Origin of the sequence: Curtobacterium sp. 458 (genome assembly GCF_030406605.1) — a bacterium.
Taxonomy (GTDB): domain Bacteria; phylum Actinomycetota; class Actinomycetes; order Actinomycetales; family Microbacteriaceae; genus Curtobacterium.
This window is the reverse complement of the sequence record NZ_CP129104.1, coordinates 1,446,917-1,463,581: the sequence shown is the minus strand read 5'-3', so window position 1 is coordinate 1,463,581 and position 16,665 is coordinate 1,446,917. Positions and strand designations below refer to the sequence as shown.

17 protein-coding genes are annotated in these 16,665 nt (G+C 72.1%); 5 read left to right on the top strand and 12 right to left on the bottom strand.

The window, feature by feature from the left end; translation table 11 throughout:
* Positions 1-11: 11 nt before the first annotated feature.
* Positions 12-977 (top strand): NAD(P)H-quinone oxidoreductase, encoded by a 966-nt coding sequence (locus QPJ90_RS07295; RefSeq protein ID WP_290133766.1) that lies wholly within the window; start codon positions 12-14, stop codon positions 975-977.
* Positions 978-1,154: 177 nt separating this feature from the next.
* Here the strand turns inward: QPJ90_RS07295 and QPJ90_RS07290 are convergent, their stop codons facing one another.
* The 7 genes from QPJ90_RS07290 to QPJ90_RS07260 all read right to left on the bottom strand — a co-directional run bounded on the left by QPJ90_RS07290 (position 1,155) and on the right by QPJ90_RS07260 (position 8,732).
* On the bottom strand, positions 1,155-1,835 hold the full coding sequence (locus QPJ90_RS07290; RefSeq protein WP_290133765.1) for an amino acid ABC transporter ATP-binding protein: 681 nt from the start codon (positions 1,833-1,835) through the stop codon (positions 1,155-1,157).
* Between the two features lie 191 nt (positions 1,836-2,026).
* Entirely contained in the window at positions 2,027-2,905 is an 879-nt protein-coding gene (locus QPJ90_RS07285) for an amino acid ABC transporter permease (RefSeq protein WP_290133764.1), read from the bottom strand.
* 5 nt (positions 2,906-2,910) lie between these two features.
* Positions 2,911-3,732 (bottom strand): ABC transporter substrate-binding protein, encoded by an 822-nt coding sequence (locus QPJ90_RS07280; protein WP_290133763.1) that lies wholly within the window; start codon positions 3,730-3,732, stop codon positions 2,911-2,913.
* Positions 3,733-4,047: 315 nt separating this feature from the next.
* Complete coding sequence (locus QPJ90_RS07275; RefSeq protein WP_290133762.1) at positions 4,048-4,551, bottom strand: cupin domain-containing protein; 504 nt, start codon at positions 4,549-4,551, stop codon at positions 4,048-4,050.
* Positions 4,548-6,014: an amidohydrolase family protein gene (locus tag QPJ90_RS07270; RefSeq protein ID WP_354670493.1), complete on the bottom strand. Its 1,467-nt coding sequence runs from the start codon at positions 6,012-6,014 to the stop codon at positions 4,548-4,550. The genes QPJ90_RS07275 and QPJ90_RS07270 overlap by 4 nt, the downstream gene beginning before the upstream one ends.
* Positions 6,011-7,696: an adenosylhomocysteinase gene (locus QPJ90_RS07265; protein ID WP_290133761.1), complete on the bottom strand. Its 1,686-nt coding sequence runs from the start codon at positions 7,694-7,696 to the stop codon at positions 6,011-6,013. Before QPJ90_RS07265 ends, QPJ90_RS07270 begins: the two co-directional genes overlap by 4 nt.
* A gap of 43 nt (positions 7,697-7,739) precedes the next feature.
* Complete coding sequence (locus tag QPJ90_RS07260; RefSeq protein WP_290133760.1) at positions 7,740-8,732, bottom strand: PrsW family glutamic-type intramembrane protease; 993 nt, start codon at positions 8,730-8,732, stop codon at positions 7,740-7,742.
* A gap of 81 nt (positions 8,733-8,813) precedes the next feature.
* Here QPJ90_RS07260 and QPJ90_RS07255 point away from each other — a divergent pair, with 81 nt between their 5' ends.
* Positions 8,814-9,077 carry a glutaredoxin family protein gene (locus QPJ90_RS07255; RefSeq protein ID WP_290133759.1) on the top strand — a complete coding sequence of 88 codons (264 nt, stop codon included), beginning with the start codon at positions 8,814-8,816 and terminating at the stop codon, positions 9,075-9,077.
* A gap of 113 nt (positions 9,078-9,190) precedes the next feature.
* Positions 9,191-9,469, top strand: a complete 279-nt coding sequence (locus QPJ90_RS07250) for a GlsB/YeaQ/YmgE family stress response membrane protein (RefSeq protein WP_290133758.1) — start codon at positions 9,191-9,193, stop codon at positions 9,467-9,469.
* Between the two features lie 69 nt (positions 9,470-9,538).
* Here QPJ90_RS07250 and QPJ90_RS07245 read toward each other — a convergent pair whose 3' ends face one another.
* Both QPJ90_RS07245 and QPJ90_RS07240 read right to left on the bottom strand, forming a co-directional pair.
* Complete coding sequence (locus QPJ90_RS07245; protein ID WP_290133757.1) at positions 9,539-10,177, bottom strand: TetR family transcriptional regulator; 639 nt, start codon at positions 10,175-10,177, stop codon at positions 9,539-9,541.
* Positions 10,149-12,314, bottom strand: a complete 2,166-nt coding sequence (locus QPJ90_RS07240; protein WP_290133756.1) for an MDR family MFS transporter — start codon at positions 12,312-12,314, stop codon at positions 10,149-10,151. The genes QPJ90_RS07245 and QPJ90_RS07240 overlap by 29 nt, the downstream gene beginning before the upstream one ends.
* Before the next feature lie 119 nt (positions 12,315-12,433).
* Here QPJ90_RS07240 and QPJ90_RS07235 point away from each other — a divergent pair, with 119 nt between their 5' ends.
* Both QPJ90_RS07235 and QPJ90_RS07230 read left to right on the top strand, forming a co-directional pair.
* Positions 12,434-13,378 (top strand): phosphotransferase, encoded by a 945-nt coding sequence (locus QPJ90_RS07235; protein ID WP_290133755.1) that lies wholly within the window; start codon positions 12,434-12,436, stop codon positions 13,376-13,378.
* Between the two features lie 57 nt (positions 13,379-13,435).
* Positions 13,436-13,837: a hypothetical protein gene (locus QPJ90_RS07230; protein ID WP_290133754.1), complete on the top strand. Its 402-nt coding sequence runs from the start codon at positions 13,436-13,438 to the stop codon at positions 13,835-13,837.
* A gap of 24 nt (positions 13,838-13,861) precedes the next feature.
* On the opposite strand, the gene QPJ90_RS07225 is transcribed toward QPJ90_RS07230, so the two are convergent.
* The 3 genes from QPJ90_RS07225 to QPJ90_RS07215 form a co-directional block, all read right to left on the bottom strand.
* On the bottom strand, positions 13,862-15,316 hold the full coding sequence (locus QPJ90_RS07225) for a flotillin family protein (protein ID WP_290133753.1): 1,455 nt from the start codon (positions 15,314-15,316) through the stop codon (positions 13,862-13,864).
* Between the two features lie 151 nt (positions 15,317-15,467).
* Positions 15,468-16,304: an ammonia-dependent NAD(+) synthetase gene (nadE, locus tag QPJ90_RS07220; RefSeq protein ID WP_290133752.1), complete on the bottom strand. Its 837-nt coding sequence runs from the start codon at positions 16,302-16,304 to the stop codon at positions 15,468-15,470.
* A gap of 26 nt (positions 16,305-16,330) precedes the next feature.
* Positions 16,331-16,501, bottom strand: coding sequence for a hypothetical protein (locus QPJ90_RS07215; protein ID WP_290133751.1), 171 nt, complete (start codon positions 16,499-16,501; stop codon positions 16,331-16,333).
* Positions 16,502-16,665 lie beyond the last annotated feature (164 nt).

Sequence of the window (16,665 nt, the reverse complement as noted above, 5' to 3'; positions counted from 1 at the left end):
CCGTCGAGGACATGCGAGCGATCAGCCACGACGACGGCACCCTGACCCTGCGCGACCTCCCGGACCCCGAGCCCGGCCCGGGCGAGGTGCTCGTCGAGGTCGCGGCGGCCGGTGTGAACAACGCCGACCGGCAGCAGGTCGCGGGGAACTACCCGCCGCCGGCCGGGGCCTCCCCCGTGCTCGGGCTCGAGGTCTCGGGCACCGTCCGGTCGCTCGGCCCCGACGTCACCGGGTGGTCGGTCGGCGACCGCGTGTGCGCGCTGCTCGCCGGCGGCGGGTACGCGTCGCTCGTGGCCGTCCCGGCGACGCAGCTGCTGCCGGTGCCGGACGCGCTCGACCTCGTGTCCGCTGCCGCGCTCCCCGAGGCCGCCTGCACGGTGTACTCGAACGTGGGGATGCTCGCCGGACTCCGGCCGGGGCAGACCCTCCTCGTGCACGGAGGCACCGGCGGCATGGGGTCGCACGCCGTCGTCTGGGCGACGGCCCTCGGTGCGACGGTGATCACGACGAGCGGGGGTGACCGGAAGGTGCGGGCGTCCCGGGAGCTCGGCGCGGACCTCGCGATCGACCACCGGTCCGAGGACTTCGTCGCGGCCGTCCTCGACTTCACCGACGACCGCGGGGTGGACGTCGTGCTCGACGTGGTCGGGGCGGACTACCTGGCGAAGAACCTCCGGGTGCTCGCGCCGAACGGACACATCGCGGTGATCTCGACGACGAGCGGCCCCAGGGGCGAACTCGACCTCGGCGCGATGATGGCGAAGCGCGCCACGATCAGCGCCACGACGCTGCGCGCCAGACCGCTCGACGAGAAGGCCGCGATCGTCGCCGCGGTCCGCGAGCACGTCTGGCCGTTCGTCGAGGACGGGAGCGTCCGCCCGGTGGTGGACTCGGTGCTGCCACTCACCGAGGCCGGTGAGGCGCACCGACGGATGGCCGACGGCGAGCTCGTCGGGAAGGTCCTGCTGACGCCGTAGCGCGCGAGCCCCGCCGCCGGCCGCGCCGCCCCGCCGAAGTTCGCACCGCACAACCGAAGTCGTCTCGAACCGTGGATTCCCGTGGTTCGAGACGGCTCCGGTTGTGCGCGGACCGTCGACGCCGCACCACGCCCGCGAGTCCGGACCGTGCCGCGCGGCGCGGCGCGGCGCGGCGCGTCAGGCGTGGACGCGGGCCAGGAACTCCACGAGTGCCGGGTGCTCCGGGTGGTCGAGCACGTCGGCCGGAGCTCCCTGCTCGACGACCTCGCCGCGGTGCAGGAACACGATGCGGTCCGCGACCTTCCGCGCGAAGGACATCTCGTGCGTGGTCATCAGGATCGTCGAGCCCTGCCGCTTCAGCTCGGTGACGAGGTCGAGCACCTCGCCCACGAGCATCGGGTCGAGAGCGCTCGTGACCTCGTCGAGCAGGAGCAGTTCAGGGTCGGACGCGATGGCCCGCACGATGGCCACGCGCTGCTGCTGCCCGCCGGACAGCCGGTCCGGGTAGGCACCCGCGAAGTCTGCCAGGCCGATCCGGTCGAGCAGCCGCCGCGCCGTCTCCTCCGCCGTCGCCTTGCCGATGCCGTGCACCTGCCGCGAGGCGAGTGTCACGTTGTCGAGCACGCTCATGTGCGGGAACAGGTTGAACTGCTGGAACACGACGCCGATCCGCGCCCGGGTGGCGTCGACGTCGATCCGCGGGTCAGCGATGTCGGTGCCCTGCAGCAGGACCTCGCCGTCGTCGATGCCCTCGAGCAGGTTCACGGTCTTGAGCAGCGTGGACTTCCCCGAGCCGGACGCCCCGATGACGCAGATGACCTCGTGGCGGTGCACGATGAGGTCGATGCCGCGCAGCACCTCGTGCTCGCCGAACGCCTTGCGGAGGCCGCGCAGTTCCAGGACGGGAGCCGACGTCGGCGGCTCGCGCCGTGCCTCTCCCCGCCGGCTCGGCCGATCTGCCGCTGGCGCGTCAGCTCGGAACCGGCGGCGTGGGCCCTGGCCGTCGACCGGACGGGAGGCACGACCCCTGCCCGCCTCGTTGCCTGCGTTCACACCGTGCCCCCGATCTGCTCGCGCTGCTGCTGCCGCCTGGCGATCGCGTCGGTGACGCGGATCAACGGCAGGCTGATCACCACGAACAGCAGACCGGCGACGAAGTACGGCGTGAAGTTGTAGCTCTCCGCCTGGGCGATCTGGGCCGAGCGCACCGCGTCGACGGCACCGAGGATCGAGACCAGGCCGACGTCCTTCTGCATCGACACGAAGTCGTTCATGAGCGCCGGGGTGACCTTGCGGATCGCCTGCGGCAGCACGACGAGCCGCAGGGTCTTGGCGTGCGAGAGGCCGAGCGACCGGGCGGCGAGGCGCTGCGACGGGTGCACTGCCTCCATGCCGGCGCGGAGCACCTCGGCGATGTACGACGAGTACGTCAGCACGATCGCGATCGTGCCCCAGAACTCGGCGGGGAGTCGGGGGAAGACGCCGAGCCCGGGGATCCCGTAGCCGACGAGGTAGAGCACGATGATGAGCGGCAGGCCACGGAACAGGTCGGTGTACCCGGTCGCGAGCATCCGCAGCGGGAAGAACACCGGGCTGCGGAGGCCCCGGACGACGGCGAGGAGCGTGCCGAACACGGCGACGCCGATCGCGCTGAAGAACAGGATCCGGACGTTCAACCACAGGCCGGCGAGGATCGCGGGGAACGAGTCGACGGCGGTCTGCGGGTCGAAGAACGACTGCTGGACCGCGGCCCACCCGGGGGTGTTCACGACGCCGAAGTACACGACGGCGACGACCACGAGGGTCGACACCACCGACACCGCGATCGACCGGCGTCCGCGCTGCCGACGGTAGAGCCGACGCTCCAGCTCCACCTGGCTCGGCGCGGGTGCGGCGACCGGGGTGCCGGTGCCTGCGGGGGCGGTCACGAGTACTACTTCAGGACGGGCGTGCCGGTCTCCGAGGAGAGCCACTTCGTCTGCAGGCTCTGCAGCGTGCCGTCGTCCTTCAGCGCGGCGAGCGCCTTGTCGACCTTGCTCGTGAGCTCGGAGCCCTTGGGCAGCACGAAACCGAACTGGTCCCCGGCGCCGTCGTCGGGGAACTGTGCCGACACGGTGCCCTTGCCGTCGAGCTGTGCGCCGGCCATGTAGAACGCGGTCGGCAGGTCGGTGACGATGGCGTCGATCTGGCCGGACTTCAGCGCGAGGACCGCGTCGTCGTTCGAGTTGAACACCTGCGGCGTGACGCCGAGGACGTCCTTCACACTCTGGATGCTCGTCGACCCGGTGGCCACGCCGATCGCGTCCTGCTTGAGCGCGCTGATCGTGGTGTCGCCCGCGGCCTTGGAGGACTTCGTCGTCACGACGGCCTGGGTCGTCGTGTAGTACGCGGTGGACATGTCGACGGCCTTCTTGCGCTTGGCGTCGATCGAGAACTGCTGGATGTTGAGGTCCCAGTCCTTCGGACCAGGAGCGATCGCGCTGTCGAAGGTGCTGCGCTTCCAGACGACGTCGGACTTCGCGTAACCCATCTCCTTCGCGACGGCGTACGCGACAGCGGCCTCGAAGCCCTTGCCGGACGCCGGCTTGTTGTCCTCGACCCACGGCGAGTAGGCGGGCTGCCCGGTCGCGATCGTGAGTTTGCCGTCCGTGACGGTCCCGGCGGCGTTGCTGCTGCCGGCCGAGCACGCGGTCAGGGCCAGGGCGGCGACGGCGGCCGTCGCGACGGCGAGGGTGAGGCGGAGGGAACGGGTCACGGGCGGGCCTTCGCTCGAGGGGTGGGGGCGATGCGATCGTACGCGGAACTGGTACACCAGCGCGAGCCGCCGGCGACGCGGACCGTCATGGTCAGCTTCCCGAACGATGCATTCTGGTCGGAGGAATACCGAACGGGAATCGGTGCGAAAGCCGCAACCGAACCTCACGAAACGATCACGACGACATTTCCGGCGCATTCTTCGTGCATGATCGGTCCCGCAGCACGTTGCTCCGGCGGCGGGTGGCGGACAACGGCGTCCGGTGCCCGCCGCCGGCAACGCTGTTCCCCGCCACGATCGGTCGGCTCGGTCCTGCTACTGCTCCTCGGCCAGTCTGAAGTCCTCGAACGAGAAGCCCGGCGACACGAGGCAGCTCAGGAGCACCTCGCCGTCCTGCGGGAGTGTGCGCTGCCAGACACCGCCGCGGACGAAGGCCTGCGCGTCGTTCACCCGGTCACGTCCGGCGTCCGGCCCGAGGGTGATCGTCGCTCCCGGCACCGGTTCGTCACCGTCGCCGCCGAGCTGGAGGTCGACCGAGTCGGGTCCGTGCCACATCCAGATCTCGTCGTTCGCCACCCGGTGCCAGGCCGAGGCCTCGCCGGGCGGGAGCAGGAAGTGGATGAGCGTCGCCGCAGGACGTTCCCCCGCCGGGGTCTGGACGGTCGCGGGCGACGTCCACGTGCGGACGTACCAGCCGCCCTCGGGGTGTGGCTCCATGCCGAGGGCGACGGCGCGCTTCGGGACGTCGAGCCACTCGACGAGCTCGCCGGAGACGGTGCGGCGGGCTGCCATGCCGGGTCGGGGTGCGGTCTCGGTCATGCGGGTTCCTCCTGGTGGGCCGACGACGGGTGGGTCTGCGACGGGTGCGACGACGACGGGTGGGCCGACGACGACGGGTGGGTCTGCGAGGGGTGGGTCTGCGACGGGCGGGTGGGCGGCGGGGTCAGCTGCGGTCCGGCGTGCCCGACGAGTGCGCCGTCGACCGCACGCACCACGCCCCGGACGACGGTCGCGACGGCGCGCCCGGCACCGTCCTCCACGAGCTCGGCGAGTGCGTCCGGGATGGTGCGCGCGTCGACGTCGAACACCGCGAGGTCCGCTCGGGCCCCGACGGCGAGGTGCCCGATCCGGTCCGGACCGACGGCCAGCCCCATCGCGTGCGCGCCGCCGAGGGTCGCCGCGGCGAGCAGCCGCTCGTGCAGGTCGTGCCCGCGGTACCCCTGGGCGCGGGCGATCCGGTGCAGCGCGGTGACGTCAGCCATCAGGTCGAGGGACGGCGACGACGACAGCGAGTCGGTGCCGATCGCGATCGGGCTGCCTTCGCGCAGGTAGTCGGCGACGGGCGGCGGGTCGAGCCCGATCACGGCGTTCGACCGGGGGCAGAGTGCGACGGCCGTGCCCCGGGCCCGGAGCAGCGCCCGGTCGGCGGCCGTCATGTAGACGCCGTGCGCGACGTGGCAGTCCGGACCGAGCACACCGAGGCGATCGACGAAGGAGGTCGCGCTGGCGCCGAACCCGAGGGCCCGCATCGCACGGAACGAGGGCACGTTCGCGAGGTGCCAGTCCGCGCCGTGCCCGACGCCGACGACCCCGTCGAGTCCCGGGACCGGTTCGATCGCCGTGCGCTCCCCCTCGAAGGCCGCCTCGCCGAGGTGCAGGTGCAGGCGGAGTCCGCGTTGCCGGACGATGTCGGGGAGCTCGAGCAGCGGACCGACGTCGAGCGAGTACGGCGCGTGCGGCGACAGTCCGGCGCCCGGGGTGGTGGGGATCCGGGCGAGTTCGGCGAGCACCTGGTCGCGGCCGTGCTCCTGCCATGCCGCGTTCTCCCAGTCCATCACCTCCCAGTAGGCGATGCCGCCGAGCCCGGCGTCCTCGAGTGCGGTCGCCGCCTCGATGTCGGTGACGACGTCCGCGACGCTCGTCGCCCCGGCCAGGAGCGACGCCCGAGCCCCGTCTGCGGCCTCGGCCCGCCAGTCGTGCGGCACCGCGTACTCCGCGTTGAACGCGGCCGCCCAGTCCTCGAATCCCGCGTACTGCCGTCGCCCGACACCGGACATGCCGGTGTACTGCAGGTGCGTGTGCGCGTTGACGAGCCCGGGCAGGAGCGCGCCTCGCCACCGGCGCTCGGTGGTCGGCACGCCGCTCGCGGCGAGCTGGTCGACGACCCACGAGCGGTCCCCCACGTGCAGGATGCGGTCGCCCTGCACGGCGACCGCACCGTCGGCGATGGGCGGCGCGGTCATCGGGACGACGACCCGTGCGGAGTGGACGACGACGCTCACGACGGGTCCCCGAAACGGTGGGTCCGGACGTCGGGCTCGCGGTCCGCCGGATGCTCACCCATCCGGCCGGGAGGCGCGGGTCGGGTCCCGAACGCGGCGAGCGCCGTCCGGGCGGTCGCCTCGTCCACCGCGGGGTCGATCGGCACGACCGAGCGGTCGAGCTCGTCACCGCGCTCCAGGAGCATGCGGACGGCGCCGAGCTGTGCGGCGAAGGACAGGTCCATGATCTCGACGGGGTTGCCCTCGGCGGCCGTCACGTTGATGCACCCGCCGCGGTCGAGCACCACGACGTGGTGGCCGTCCGGGAACGTGAACCGTTCGACGTCGGGCACCTCGGTCGTGGGGGTGGCACCGGCGGCGAGGGCGTCCGTGACGGCGACCTCCTGGTCGACCCCGCCCGCGACCGACACGACCGCGCCCGCTGCCGTCGCCCGGAGGACCTCGAGCGAGAGCGTGTCGCGGACCCCGGTGGCACTCACGACGAGGTCGGCGTCCCGGACGGCGTCGGCGAGCGGAGCGACCACGTGCCCGGCGAAGGCGGCCTGCAGGGCTCGGACCGGGTCGGTCTCGGCGACCACGACGACGAAGCCGAGCGCGCGGAGCACCATCGCGACCCCCTCGCCGACCGGACCGAACCCGGCGACGACGGCCGTGCCTCCCGGGCGGACCCGGTGCGCGCCGGACGGGAGCCGGTCGACCAGGTCGAGCGTCGCGGACACCGTCGACTGCCCGGTGCCGTACCGGTTGTCGAAGAAGGTCTTGGTGCGGGCGTCGTTGACGGCGACCACCGGGATGCCCAGGGTGCCGCGCTCGGCCATGGTGCGGAGCGGCCGGAGTCCGCTCGTGGTCTCCTCGGCCGCGCCGAGCATCACGGGGAGCAGGTCCGGCCGTTCCTGGTGGAGCAGGCGGATGACGTGCGCGCCGTCGTCGAGGACGATGTGCGGCGCCGTGTCGAGCATCGCGAGGGCGAGCGTCTTCTGCTCGACGAGCGACACACCTGCGCGGGCGAACACGGGGAGCCCGGCGGCGCGGAGGACCTCGGCCACGGCGTCGTCGGTCTCGTCGGCGTGGGCGTACACGACGACCTCGGCGCCGGCGTCCCGGAGGAGCAGCGCGAGCACCGCGGTCTTCGGCTCGAGCACCATGGCGACGGCGACGCGGGTGCCGCGCAGCAGCCCTCCGTCCCCGAGCTCGCGCGCCACCGTCCGGGACACCGGCATCCAGCGCCGGGCCCACCGGATGCGGGCCTCGGCGGCCGGGTCGGTCTCGGGGTCGCGGCCGGTCGAGACGAGGAAGACGTCGTCCGACAGCGAGGGGACGCCGAGGACGCCCGGTCGGACGGGGGCGACCGGTCCGAAGGCGTCCTCGTCCACCGCGGGGAGGTACCTCCCGGCGTCGACCACGACGAGCGCGGCGCCGCGGGGACGGTCGGCCTCGCGCTCGACCGCGGGCGTCGTCTCGGCGGGGTCGCCGAGGCACCAGAGCTGGTCGACGGGTTCCTGTTCACCCGCCGGCCGCGCGCCGAGCCCGGTCAGGACCGCGCCGAGGGCCGCGACGTCGGTGGGGTCGCCGCCGACGATGCGGAAGCGCCGCGCGGCGACGAGGAGGTTCGTGGCGGCGGCGAACCGGCGGACGGCTGCGGAGGCCCAGGCGGCCCGGGCGGGGTCGGGTCGCTGCGGCATGGGGACATCGTAGGGCGCGCGGGTGTCGCGCCGGTGCCCGGTGTCAGTGCGCGTGCGGGGGCGGGGTGCGGGTCCAGTCGGACGCGCCCGGTCCCGACGGACCCGACAGCCACGTCGGCGCAGCCGCAGCGTCGGACCGGTCCGACGCTGCGGCCAACGCTCGGTCCTGCCGACGGTGCCGGACGAGCACGGTCACGAGGACCGCCACCCCGATCGCGGTGACGATCGCGAGTCCCACGACGTACAGCGTCGTCGAGAGCGTCGCCACGTCGGCCGGCACGTACCGGCCCCGCGCGGCGGAGAACGGCGTGCCGGTGAACACGAACGCGAGGAGCGTCGCGAGGGTCGAGTTGCTGTCCCACAGCCCGTGGAGCAGCGACACCCCGACGTACGCGACGACGATGCTCCACGACCAGCGGAGCCGGGCCCCACCGCGCGCGGCCCCGAAGAGCACGGCGCCGAGGACCGCGGTCCACAGCACGTGTCCGACCGGGGACAGGATCGCCCGGACGACCTCGGTCTGCAGGAGCGACACGAGGTCGATCCCCCGCGCGGTGATCGCCGCGTTGAACGCGTACCCGGCGGACTCGAACGCCGCGAAGCCCGCGCCGACCGTGGCGCCGAGGAGCGCACCCTGCCGCGCCGTCTTCGGCCGGACCCGCCAGGCGACGACCACGAGCAGCACGCCCTTGACGAACTCCTCGACGAACCCGACCGCGATGTACAGGAGCGCGTCCTGCCGGAGGTTCGCCTCGAGGAGCGACGCCCCGAGGACGCCGAGGATCCCGCCGACGAAGAACGCCGTGACGAGCTGCATCGTGCTGATCGTCCCGGTGACCCGCTCGATGACGAAGAGCACGACGGTGAAGGGGACGAGGAAGCTGCCGAGCAGGATGATCGTCGGCACGAGGTTCGTGTTGCGCGTCAGCACCGTGACGACGATCGTGACGACCCACAGCAGGAAGCCCGCGAGCAGGGTCTTCCACCACCAGCCGTGGCGGTGGTGGGGGTGGACCACGTCGACGGGGAGGCTCATGCTCCGATCGTGCTCCCGTCCGACGGAGCGTGTCCCGGTGTGCGCGGGAATGCACTGCGGCCGTCGAGCGTCGTACCCCACATGGCTGAAGCGACGTTCGACAAGGTGACCATGTTCGGCGCGGACTGGTGCCGCGACTGCCGGCGCTCCAAGGCGCTGCTCGACGGGCTCGGGATCGACTACGACTACGTGGACGTGGAGGCGGACCTGACCGCTGCCGACCGCGCCGAGGCGATCAGCGGGCGGAAGAACATCCCCGTCGTGGTGCTGCCGAACGGCAAGCACTTCGTGGAGCCGTCGGACGCCGAGCTCCGGGGTGAGCTGGAGGCCTCCGGGCTGGTCTGACCGCCCTCGCGAGGGCTCCCTGGGAGGACGCCGAGCGAGCGGGGAGTTGTCTCTGGTGCTGGTCGCACCCGGTACCCGCCGAGTGGACCGACCCCCACACAAGGAGGCACACCGTGTTCGGTCTCATCGTCAGCCTGATCATCATCGGACTCATCGCCGGCGCGATCGCGCGCCTGGTCATCCCCGGCAAGCAGAACATCGGCATCCTGATGACGATCGTCCTCGGGATCGTCGGCTCGTTCGTCGGCGGTTTCCTCGGCTACCTGATCTTCAACCACGACGGGAACGACGGGTTCTTCCAGCCCGCCGGCATCATCGGGTCGATCATCGGGGCCATCATCGTGCTGTTCATCTACACGCGGTTCGCCGGGCGCGGAGCGCGTACCCGCTGACGCGGGAACCGGACGGGAGGCACGGTGCGCGTCGGACGCGCACCGTGCCTCCCGTCTGTTCCCCGGCCGTCAATCCGAGGCAGCGAGCCGCCCCATCTCGGCCACCACGTCACGGAGCCGCGTCGCGAGCTCCGCTCGCGACGACACTACGTACCGGTGCGTCGCCTCGATCACCGCAGCCATGACGAGCGTGACGGCCGTCCGCGCGGTGTCCGCACCGGCCCGTTCGGCGGCGACCTCGGCGACCCGGGCGCGGGTCTCCGACATCCACTGGAGCATCGTCGGGACCATCTCCGGCCGGGCCTGGACGAGCTGCTTCATCCGGCGGCGGTCCTGCGGCAGGGTGACCGTCCGCGCGACGAGGTCGCAGCAGTCCGCGACGAGCGGGCCCGTCCCCGCGAGGAACGCCGCGCGGGCGTCCTCCGGGACCGTCGACGGGCCGAGTCCGAGTGCGGCGTCGCCCTTCGACGGGAAGTAGTTGAAGAACGTGCGGCTCGAGACGCCCGCGGCCGCACAGATCTCCTCGACGGTGACCCCTGCCAGCCCGTGTTGGGTCACGAGCTCGAGCGCGGCACCGTGGATGGCGGCGCGGGTCTGCTGCTTCTTCCGCTCGCGCAGGCCGCACGCGCCGGCGTCCGCTCCGGAGCCGTCCGCGGTCGTGCGGACGGCTCCGGTCGGGTCAGGCGTCCGTACGGTCGCGCTGGACACTGATCGACCCGGTGGTCGGTGCCGTGGGCGAACCCATGGTGTCGGCTGCACGGACCGCCTGGACCTCCAGGTCGTCAGCGGTGCCGGCGGAGTCGGCCTGTTCCTGGAGCGCCGAGCTCTTCCGGAGCGGCGGCGCCTTGAAGAACCAGCTCAGCACGAACGCGAGCAGGATCACGGCGAACCCGACCCAGTACACGGTCACGGCCGAGGCGTTGAACCCGGTCATGAACGGACGGGTGAGTGCCGGGTCCGCACCGTTGAGGTACGACGTGTCGCTCGTCTCGGAACTGCTGCTCGAGCCGCTCGACGACGCCTGGTCCTCGATGGTGCTCGACAGCTTCGGGGTGACCTGGTCGACCCAGTACGAGCGCTGCGAGGCGTCCGCCCAGTCGACGGAGACGGTGCCGTCCTGGACGCTGGCGTGTGCCTTGTCCGCGACCGCGGCGAGGGCCTGCTGCTCGGCGGCCGGGGTGGCCGCGGCGACCTGCTGGTCGATCACGGTCTGCGCCGCCGCTGCGGGCACAGCTCCGGCCGCGACCTGCTGCTGCACGGCCGCCGTCACCTGCTTCGTGACCGCGGCGTCGGCTGCGCTCTTCGCCTGGGTCGATGCGGAGTCGAGCTGCTGCTGCACGTTCTCCTGGAGCGGCTCGACGATCGGGTTCCAGATCTGGTCCATCACGCCCTGGTTCGCCTTCGCCGAGGCGACCGTCGGGTTCAGGGCTGTGTCGAGCGCGGAGGACAGGTTCGACCGGTCCGCCGTGGCGTGCAGGATGTTCGTCGGCATGATCGAGAACAGCACGGAGAGCAGGACCGCGGTGCCGAGCGTGCCACCGATCTGGCGGAAGAACGTCGCCGAGGAGGTCGCCACGCCCATGTCCCGCGGCTGCACCGAGTTCTGCGACGCCAGGGTGATGCTCTGCATGAGCTGGCCGAGACCGAGCCCGATGAGGAACATGCCGATCATGAGGAACCAGAGCGGCTTGTCGATCGTCATGAAGGTCAGCACGACGTACCCGACCGAGACGAGCGCGGTACCGATGACGGGGAAGATCCGGTAGCGGCCGGTCTTCGCGACGATCTGGCCGGAGGCGATCGAGGCGATCATGAGCCCGCCGATCATCGGGAGCGTGGCGAAGCCGGACTCGGTCGGGGTGAGGCCGGTCACGATCTGCAGGTACAGCGGGATGGTGAGCATCGCCCCGAACATCGCGAACCCGACGAGGAAACCGAGGCCGGTCGCCATCGAGAAGACACCGGAGCGGAAGAGCTTGAGCGGGATGATCGCGTCGTCCTTCATGAGCGACTCGATCACCAGGAACGCCACGAGCCCGAGCGCACCGATCACGTAGCAGGCGATGGCGGCCGCGGAGCCCCAGCCCCACGTGCGGCCCTGTTCGGCGACGAGCAGCAGCGGCACGAGCGTCACGATGACCGAGGTGGCGCCCCACCAGTCGATACGCGGCTTCGCCTTGGCGTCGCCGAACTTCGGGAGGTGCAGGAACGCGATCACCATGATGAGCGCGCCGATGCCGATCGGGACGTTCACGAGGAAGACCCAGCGCCAGCCGGTGATCCAGAGGATCTCGTTCGCGCCCGAGAACAGCCCGCCGATGAGCGGTCCGATGACGCTCGAGATGCCGAACACCGCGAGGAAGTAGCCCTGGTACTTCGCGCGCTCACGCGGAGCGAGGATGTCACCCATGATCGCGAGGGGCAGCGACATCAGCGCACCCGCACCGATGCCCTGGAACGCCCGGAAGGCCGCGAGCATGATCATCGACGTCGAGAGAGTCGAGAGCAGCGACCCGAGGATGAACACCGCGATGCCGAAGATGTAGAGCGGCCGGCGGCCGAACACGTCGGAGAGCTTGCCGTAGATCGGCGTCGTGATCGTCGACGCGATGAGGTAGGCGGTCGTGACCCAGGCCTGCTGGTCGAGGCCGTGCAGGTCGTCACCGATCGTGCGGATCGCCGTCCCGACGATCGTCTGGTCGAGCGACGACAGGAACATGCCGGCCATCAGGCCGTAGATGACGAGGAGGATCTGCCGGTGCGACATGATCGGCTCCGCCGGCGTGGCCGCCGGAGCCGACGATCGCCCGCGCTGCACCTCGACCGGTGCGGTGGCAGTGGACATCTGGTTCCCAACTCTCAAACTTGCAGACCGCGCAACTTTACATCAGAGGCATCGTTGCTGGCAATGCATGTTTGCCATCCTGCACTTTTCGTGAACGGCTTCTCAGGTAGCGTGGCCGGATGGGGCGGACGAGCTGGACCGGAGTACCGACGACGCTGCGGGCACGGATCGAGGCGGCCCTCGGCAGTCCGGTCGTCCAGGCGGTGTCGCAACCCTCGGGGTGGTCGCCCGGGAGCGCTGACCGCGTCGTCACGGCTGACGGCCACCGCGCCTTCGTGAAGAGCGTCGCCCGGTCCCGCAACGGCGACAGCGCCGACATGCACCGCCGCGAGGCGCGGGTGATGGCGGCGATCCCACCCGAGGTGCAGGCACCACGGTTGATCGCCGCGTTCGACGAGGTGCACGACGGCGACGACTGGGTCGCGCTCGTGCTCGACGACGTCGACGGCCGACACCCGGGTGGCGACGGCCGCGGTGCTGACACGGCCGCCGTCCTCGACGCCCTCGACACGCTGCCGCTCGCCTCCGGGACGCTGACGGGCCTCCCCCGCATCGCCGACGACCTCCGCGACGAGTTCGCCGCATGGGACCGGATGCTCGTCACCGGGCTGGCCCCGGAGGTCCCGGAGGACGTCGCCGCCGTGGCGGACCTCCTCGCGGCGACGGCGCGCGGTGCCGACCGGCTCGTCGACGGTGACCACCTCGTGCACGCCGACTGCCGGGCCGACAACCTGCTGGTGGACGCGGACGGCCTGGTGTGGGTCGTCGACTGGCCCTGGGCGTCCGTCGGGGCGCACTGGCTCGACCCGCTCACCTACCTCCTCGACACCCTGGTCCGCGGTGAGGACGACGACGTCGACCAGCACCTCGCCGAACACCCGGTCTTCGCCGGGCTGGACGGGTCGACGGTCGACGCCGTGCTCGCGGCGCTCGCAGGGCTGTTCCTCGAGAAGGCGGCGCAGCCGGCACCACCCGCGATGCCGACGATCCGCGACTTCCAGCGGAGCGAGGGCACGGCCGCGGCACGCTGGGTGCTCCGCCGCCGGGCCGTGACCCCGCGCTGACCCGAGGGGGGCGCCCGCGTCCAGGGTCGGCGGAACGCGGAGCGTACCGTCCACGCCATGACCGAAGAGCACGCACACCACCGTCCCGAGGACGACGCCGCGCGCCTCGGGCTCGTCGTCGTCGGCGAGGCCGCCGCACTGCACGCGGGAGACGACGCATCACTCGACGCGAGCGAGCAGAACATCCGCGACACCGTCGACGACCTGGTCGACGAACCCCTGACCGACCGGCAGGAGGAGGTCGTCGAACGCCTCGCCTCGGCGGGCGGCACCCTGACCGCCGGGCTGAGCGGCGCACTGGCCGCGCAGACGGACCGGAGCGTCGACGACGTCCTCGGGGGTGCCGCGCGCAGCGTCGTGTGGCAGCAGCGGCTGTCGCAGGAGCGCGAGGACGCCGGCCGACAGCACGACCGCTCCGACGATGACGGGCGCCGCGAGGACGGTCGCGGCGAGGACTGACCCCGCCGCGCCCGTCGTCGGCCCTTACTCGGCGTCGGCGGCCGCGGTCTCCTGCTCGCGTGCCACCGCGCGCGCTGCGGCCTGACCCGTCGTCGTGCTCTTCACGATGTCGCTCAGCGTGAAGCCGGCGGTCGTCCCGAGGAGTGCGTCGACCTCGCTGAACTGGCTCACGACGCTCTTCGAGAGCGAGCCGGCGCCGTCCGACGACACCACCGTCAGCTTGTCGATGTTGCCCATCGGCGCTGCGAGCTCGCGCGCGATGCTCGGGAGCGTCTCGATCGCCTTGACGCGCAGCACCGCCTCGGAGTGCTGCGCGAGCGCGTCGGCCTGCGCCTTGGTCGCGTCGGCCTCGGCCTGGCCCTTGGCCCGGATCGCGTCGGCCGCTGCCTCGCCCTCGGCGCGCGAGGCGTCGGCGGCGAGCTTGCGGGCCTCGGACTCCGCCTGAGCCTCCGCGGCGACGGCCTCGGCGGAGATGCGACGGGCCTCGGCCTGTGCACGGGCCGTCTCGACCTGGGCACCGGCGGCGGCTTCGGCCTCGAGCCGGGTCTTGCGGGCGTTCGCCTCGGCCACGGCGGTGACCTCGGACTCGAGCTCGGCGCGACGGAGCTCGGCTCGCTTCTGCGCCGTCAGCTGCTCCTGCTCCACGACGCCCTGCGCGGCGCGGGCGTGAGCGAGCGGTCCCGCCGCAGCGGCCTCGGCCGAGGCCCGGTCGGAGTCGAGCTGGAGCGCGGCTCGGCGGATCGCGAGGGCGTTCTCGGCCTCGGCGATCGCCTGGTCCGCGCGGGCACGGGCCTCACGGGCTTCGCGGTCGGCCTGCGCCTCGGCGTTCTCGGCCTCGAGCCGGACACGGGCGCGCTCGGCACGACCGAGGTCGCTGATGTACTCGTTGCGGTCCGAGATGCCCTTGATCTCGAACGAGTCGACGTCGAGGCCCTGGCTGTGCAGGGCGTCCTTCGCGACGTCGAGGACCGCGACCGTCAGCTGGTCGCGGTTGCGGATGATCGTCGAGACGTCGGTCGCGCCGATCGAGGCGCGGAGCGAACCCGACAGGACCTCGCGCGCGAAGTCGTCGATCTTCTTCTCCTGACCGAGGAAACGCTGCGCCGCGGCACGGATGGAGGCGTCCGCCTCGCCCACCTTGACGAGCGCCACCGCCTCGACGTCGATCGTGACGCCGCGGGAGTCCTGCGCGTTGACGTTGATGTCGATCGCCCGCGAGCTCAGCGACAGCTTCGCGACCCGCTCGAAGAACGGGCGGACGAGCACGCCGGCGCCGAGGACGACCTTGATGCCGGACTCGACGGTCTCGGTGCCGTCGGCGTTCTTCACCTTGCGCGACCGCTTGCCGGTGATGATGAGCGCCTCGTCCGCACCGGCGTTGCGGTAGACGAGCTTGGCGTAGACGAGCACGATCACCGCGAGGACGATCACGCCCACGATGACCAGCGGAACGGCGCCGAGTGCGAACAGGACTTCCATGTCTCCCCCTCACGGAAGCCGCCGTCCGGCGGGCGCCGAACCGGGATTCCGCATGTGTTGTTCTGTTCGCTCCAGCCTACCGGGCCGCGCCGACGGACGGGAGGCGCGGTGCGAGCCCGCACCGCGCCTCCCGTCCGTCGGGTGGTGGCGACTACCGCGCGTCGACGGTCGCGCGCCACCAGTCGTCGAAGGGGGTCGCCGGGACGGCGCGCTTGTGCGCGGTCGCGCGGTAGCGCGACTCGATCGCCTCCGCGACCTCGTCCGGCACGTCGTGCCCCTGCAGGTACGCGTCGATCTCCGCGTAGGTGAGCCCGAGGTTCGCCTCGTCGGTCTGTCCGGGCAGGTCGTCGAGCAGGTCCGCGGTCGGTGCCTTCTCGTACAGGCGGGCGGGGGCTCCGAGGAACTCGAGGAGCTGGCGACCCTGGCTCTTCGTCAGGCCGGTCAGCGGGGTGAGGTCCACACCGCCGTCGCCGTACTTCGTGAAGAACCCGGTCACGGCCTCGGCCGCGTGGTCGGTCCCCACGACGAGGAGCCCGCGCTGCCCGGCGACGGCGTACTGGGCGACCATGCGCATCCGGGCCTTCACGTTGCCCTTGACGAAGTCGCTCAGCTCGACGCCGGAGGCAAGGGTGTCCTGGACGACCCCGTCGACACCGTGCTCGATGTTGACCGTGATGCCGGGCTCGGCGCCGATGAACCGCAGGGCGAGCTGCGCGTCCTCTTCGTCGGCCTGCACACGGTACGGCATGCGCACTGTGGTGAAGCTGACGTCGTGGCCCTCGGACCGGAGGGACTCGACGGCGAGCTGCGAGAGCTTGCCGGCGAGGGTGGAGTCCTGTCCGCCGCTGATCGCGAGGAGGTACCCCTTCGCGCCGGTGGTCAGCAGGTAGTCGCGCAGGAACCCGACCCGACGGTCGATCTCCTGCTGCGGGTCGATGGTCGGCTGGACGTCGAGGTCCGCCGCGATCTGGGCTTGGAGTTCACGCACGGAGCCAGTATCCCCCCGTGCGGGCCTCAGCGGACAGGTGTCGCCCGGTCGGGGCGGATGGTGTTGTCGTGGTCGGCACCGATCGCGCACGTGCAGACGACCGACAGGGTCTCGGACGGCGCGTGGGTCAGCCGGAAGCGTTCGACGTGGGGCGGCCCCACGTGGCGGTCGAGCGGGTGGGTGTCGTGGTCGTGCACGGTGCTCCTCATCGGTGGGACGGCGTCGTGCGGCAGGGAGGGTGCCCGCCGATGGTGACGCCGGTGCGGTGGTGACCCGATCACCACCGCACCGGCGTGGGAGGCCGCGACCCGAACGCGCCACCTCCCGGGAGTGCGCGGGTGCCGGCTACCCTGACCGGCAC

Bases quoted from the DNA above. Each gene is read 5' to 3' on its own strand.
- QPJ90_RS07295 (WP_290133766.1), top strand. From the start codon at position 12: ATGCGAGCGATCAGCCACGACGACGGCACCCTGACCCTGCGCGACCTC.
- QPJ90_RS07240 (WP_290133756.1), bottom strand. From the start codon at position 12,314: ATGTCCACTGCCACCGCACCGGTCGAGGTGCAGCGCGGGCGATCGTCG.
- QPJ90_RS07225 (WP_290133753.1), bottom strand. From the start codon at position 15,316: ATGGAAGTCCTGTTCGCACTCGGCGCCGTTCCGCTGGTCATCGTGGGC.
- QPJ90_RS07255 (WP_290133759.1), top strand. From the start codon at position 8,814: ATGGCTGAAGCGACGTTCGACAAGGTGACCATGTTCGGCGCGGACTGG.
- QPJ90_RS07235 (WP_290133755.1), top strand. From the start codon at position 12,434: ATGGGGCGGACGAGCTGGACCGGAGTACCGACGACGCTGCGGGCACGG.
- QPJ90_RS07230 (WP_290133754.1), top strand. From the start codon at position 13,436: ATGACCGAAGAGCACGCACACCACCGTCCCGAGGACGACGCCGCGCGC.
- QPJ90_RS07275 (WP_290133762.1), bottom strand. From the start codon at position 4,551: ATGACCGAGACCGCACCCCGACCCGGCATGGCAGCCCGCCGCACCGTC.
- QPJ90_RS07260 (WP_290133760.1), bottom strand. From the start codon at position 8,732: ATGAGCCTCCCCGTCGACGTGGTCCACCCCCACCACCGCCACGGCTGG.
- QPJ90_RS07265 (WP_290133761.1), bottom strand. From the start codon at position 7,696: ATGCCGCAGCGACCCGACCCCGCCCGGGCCGCCTGGGCCTCCGCAGCC.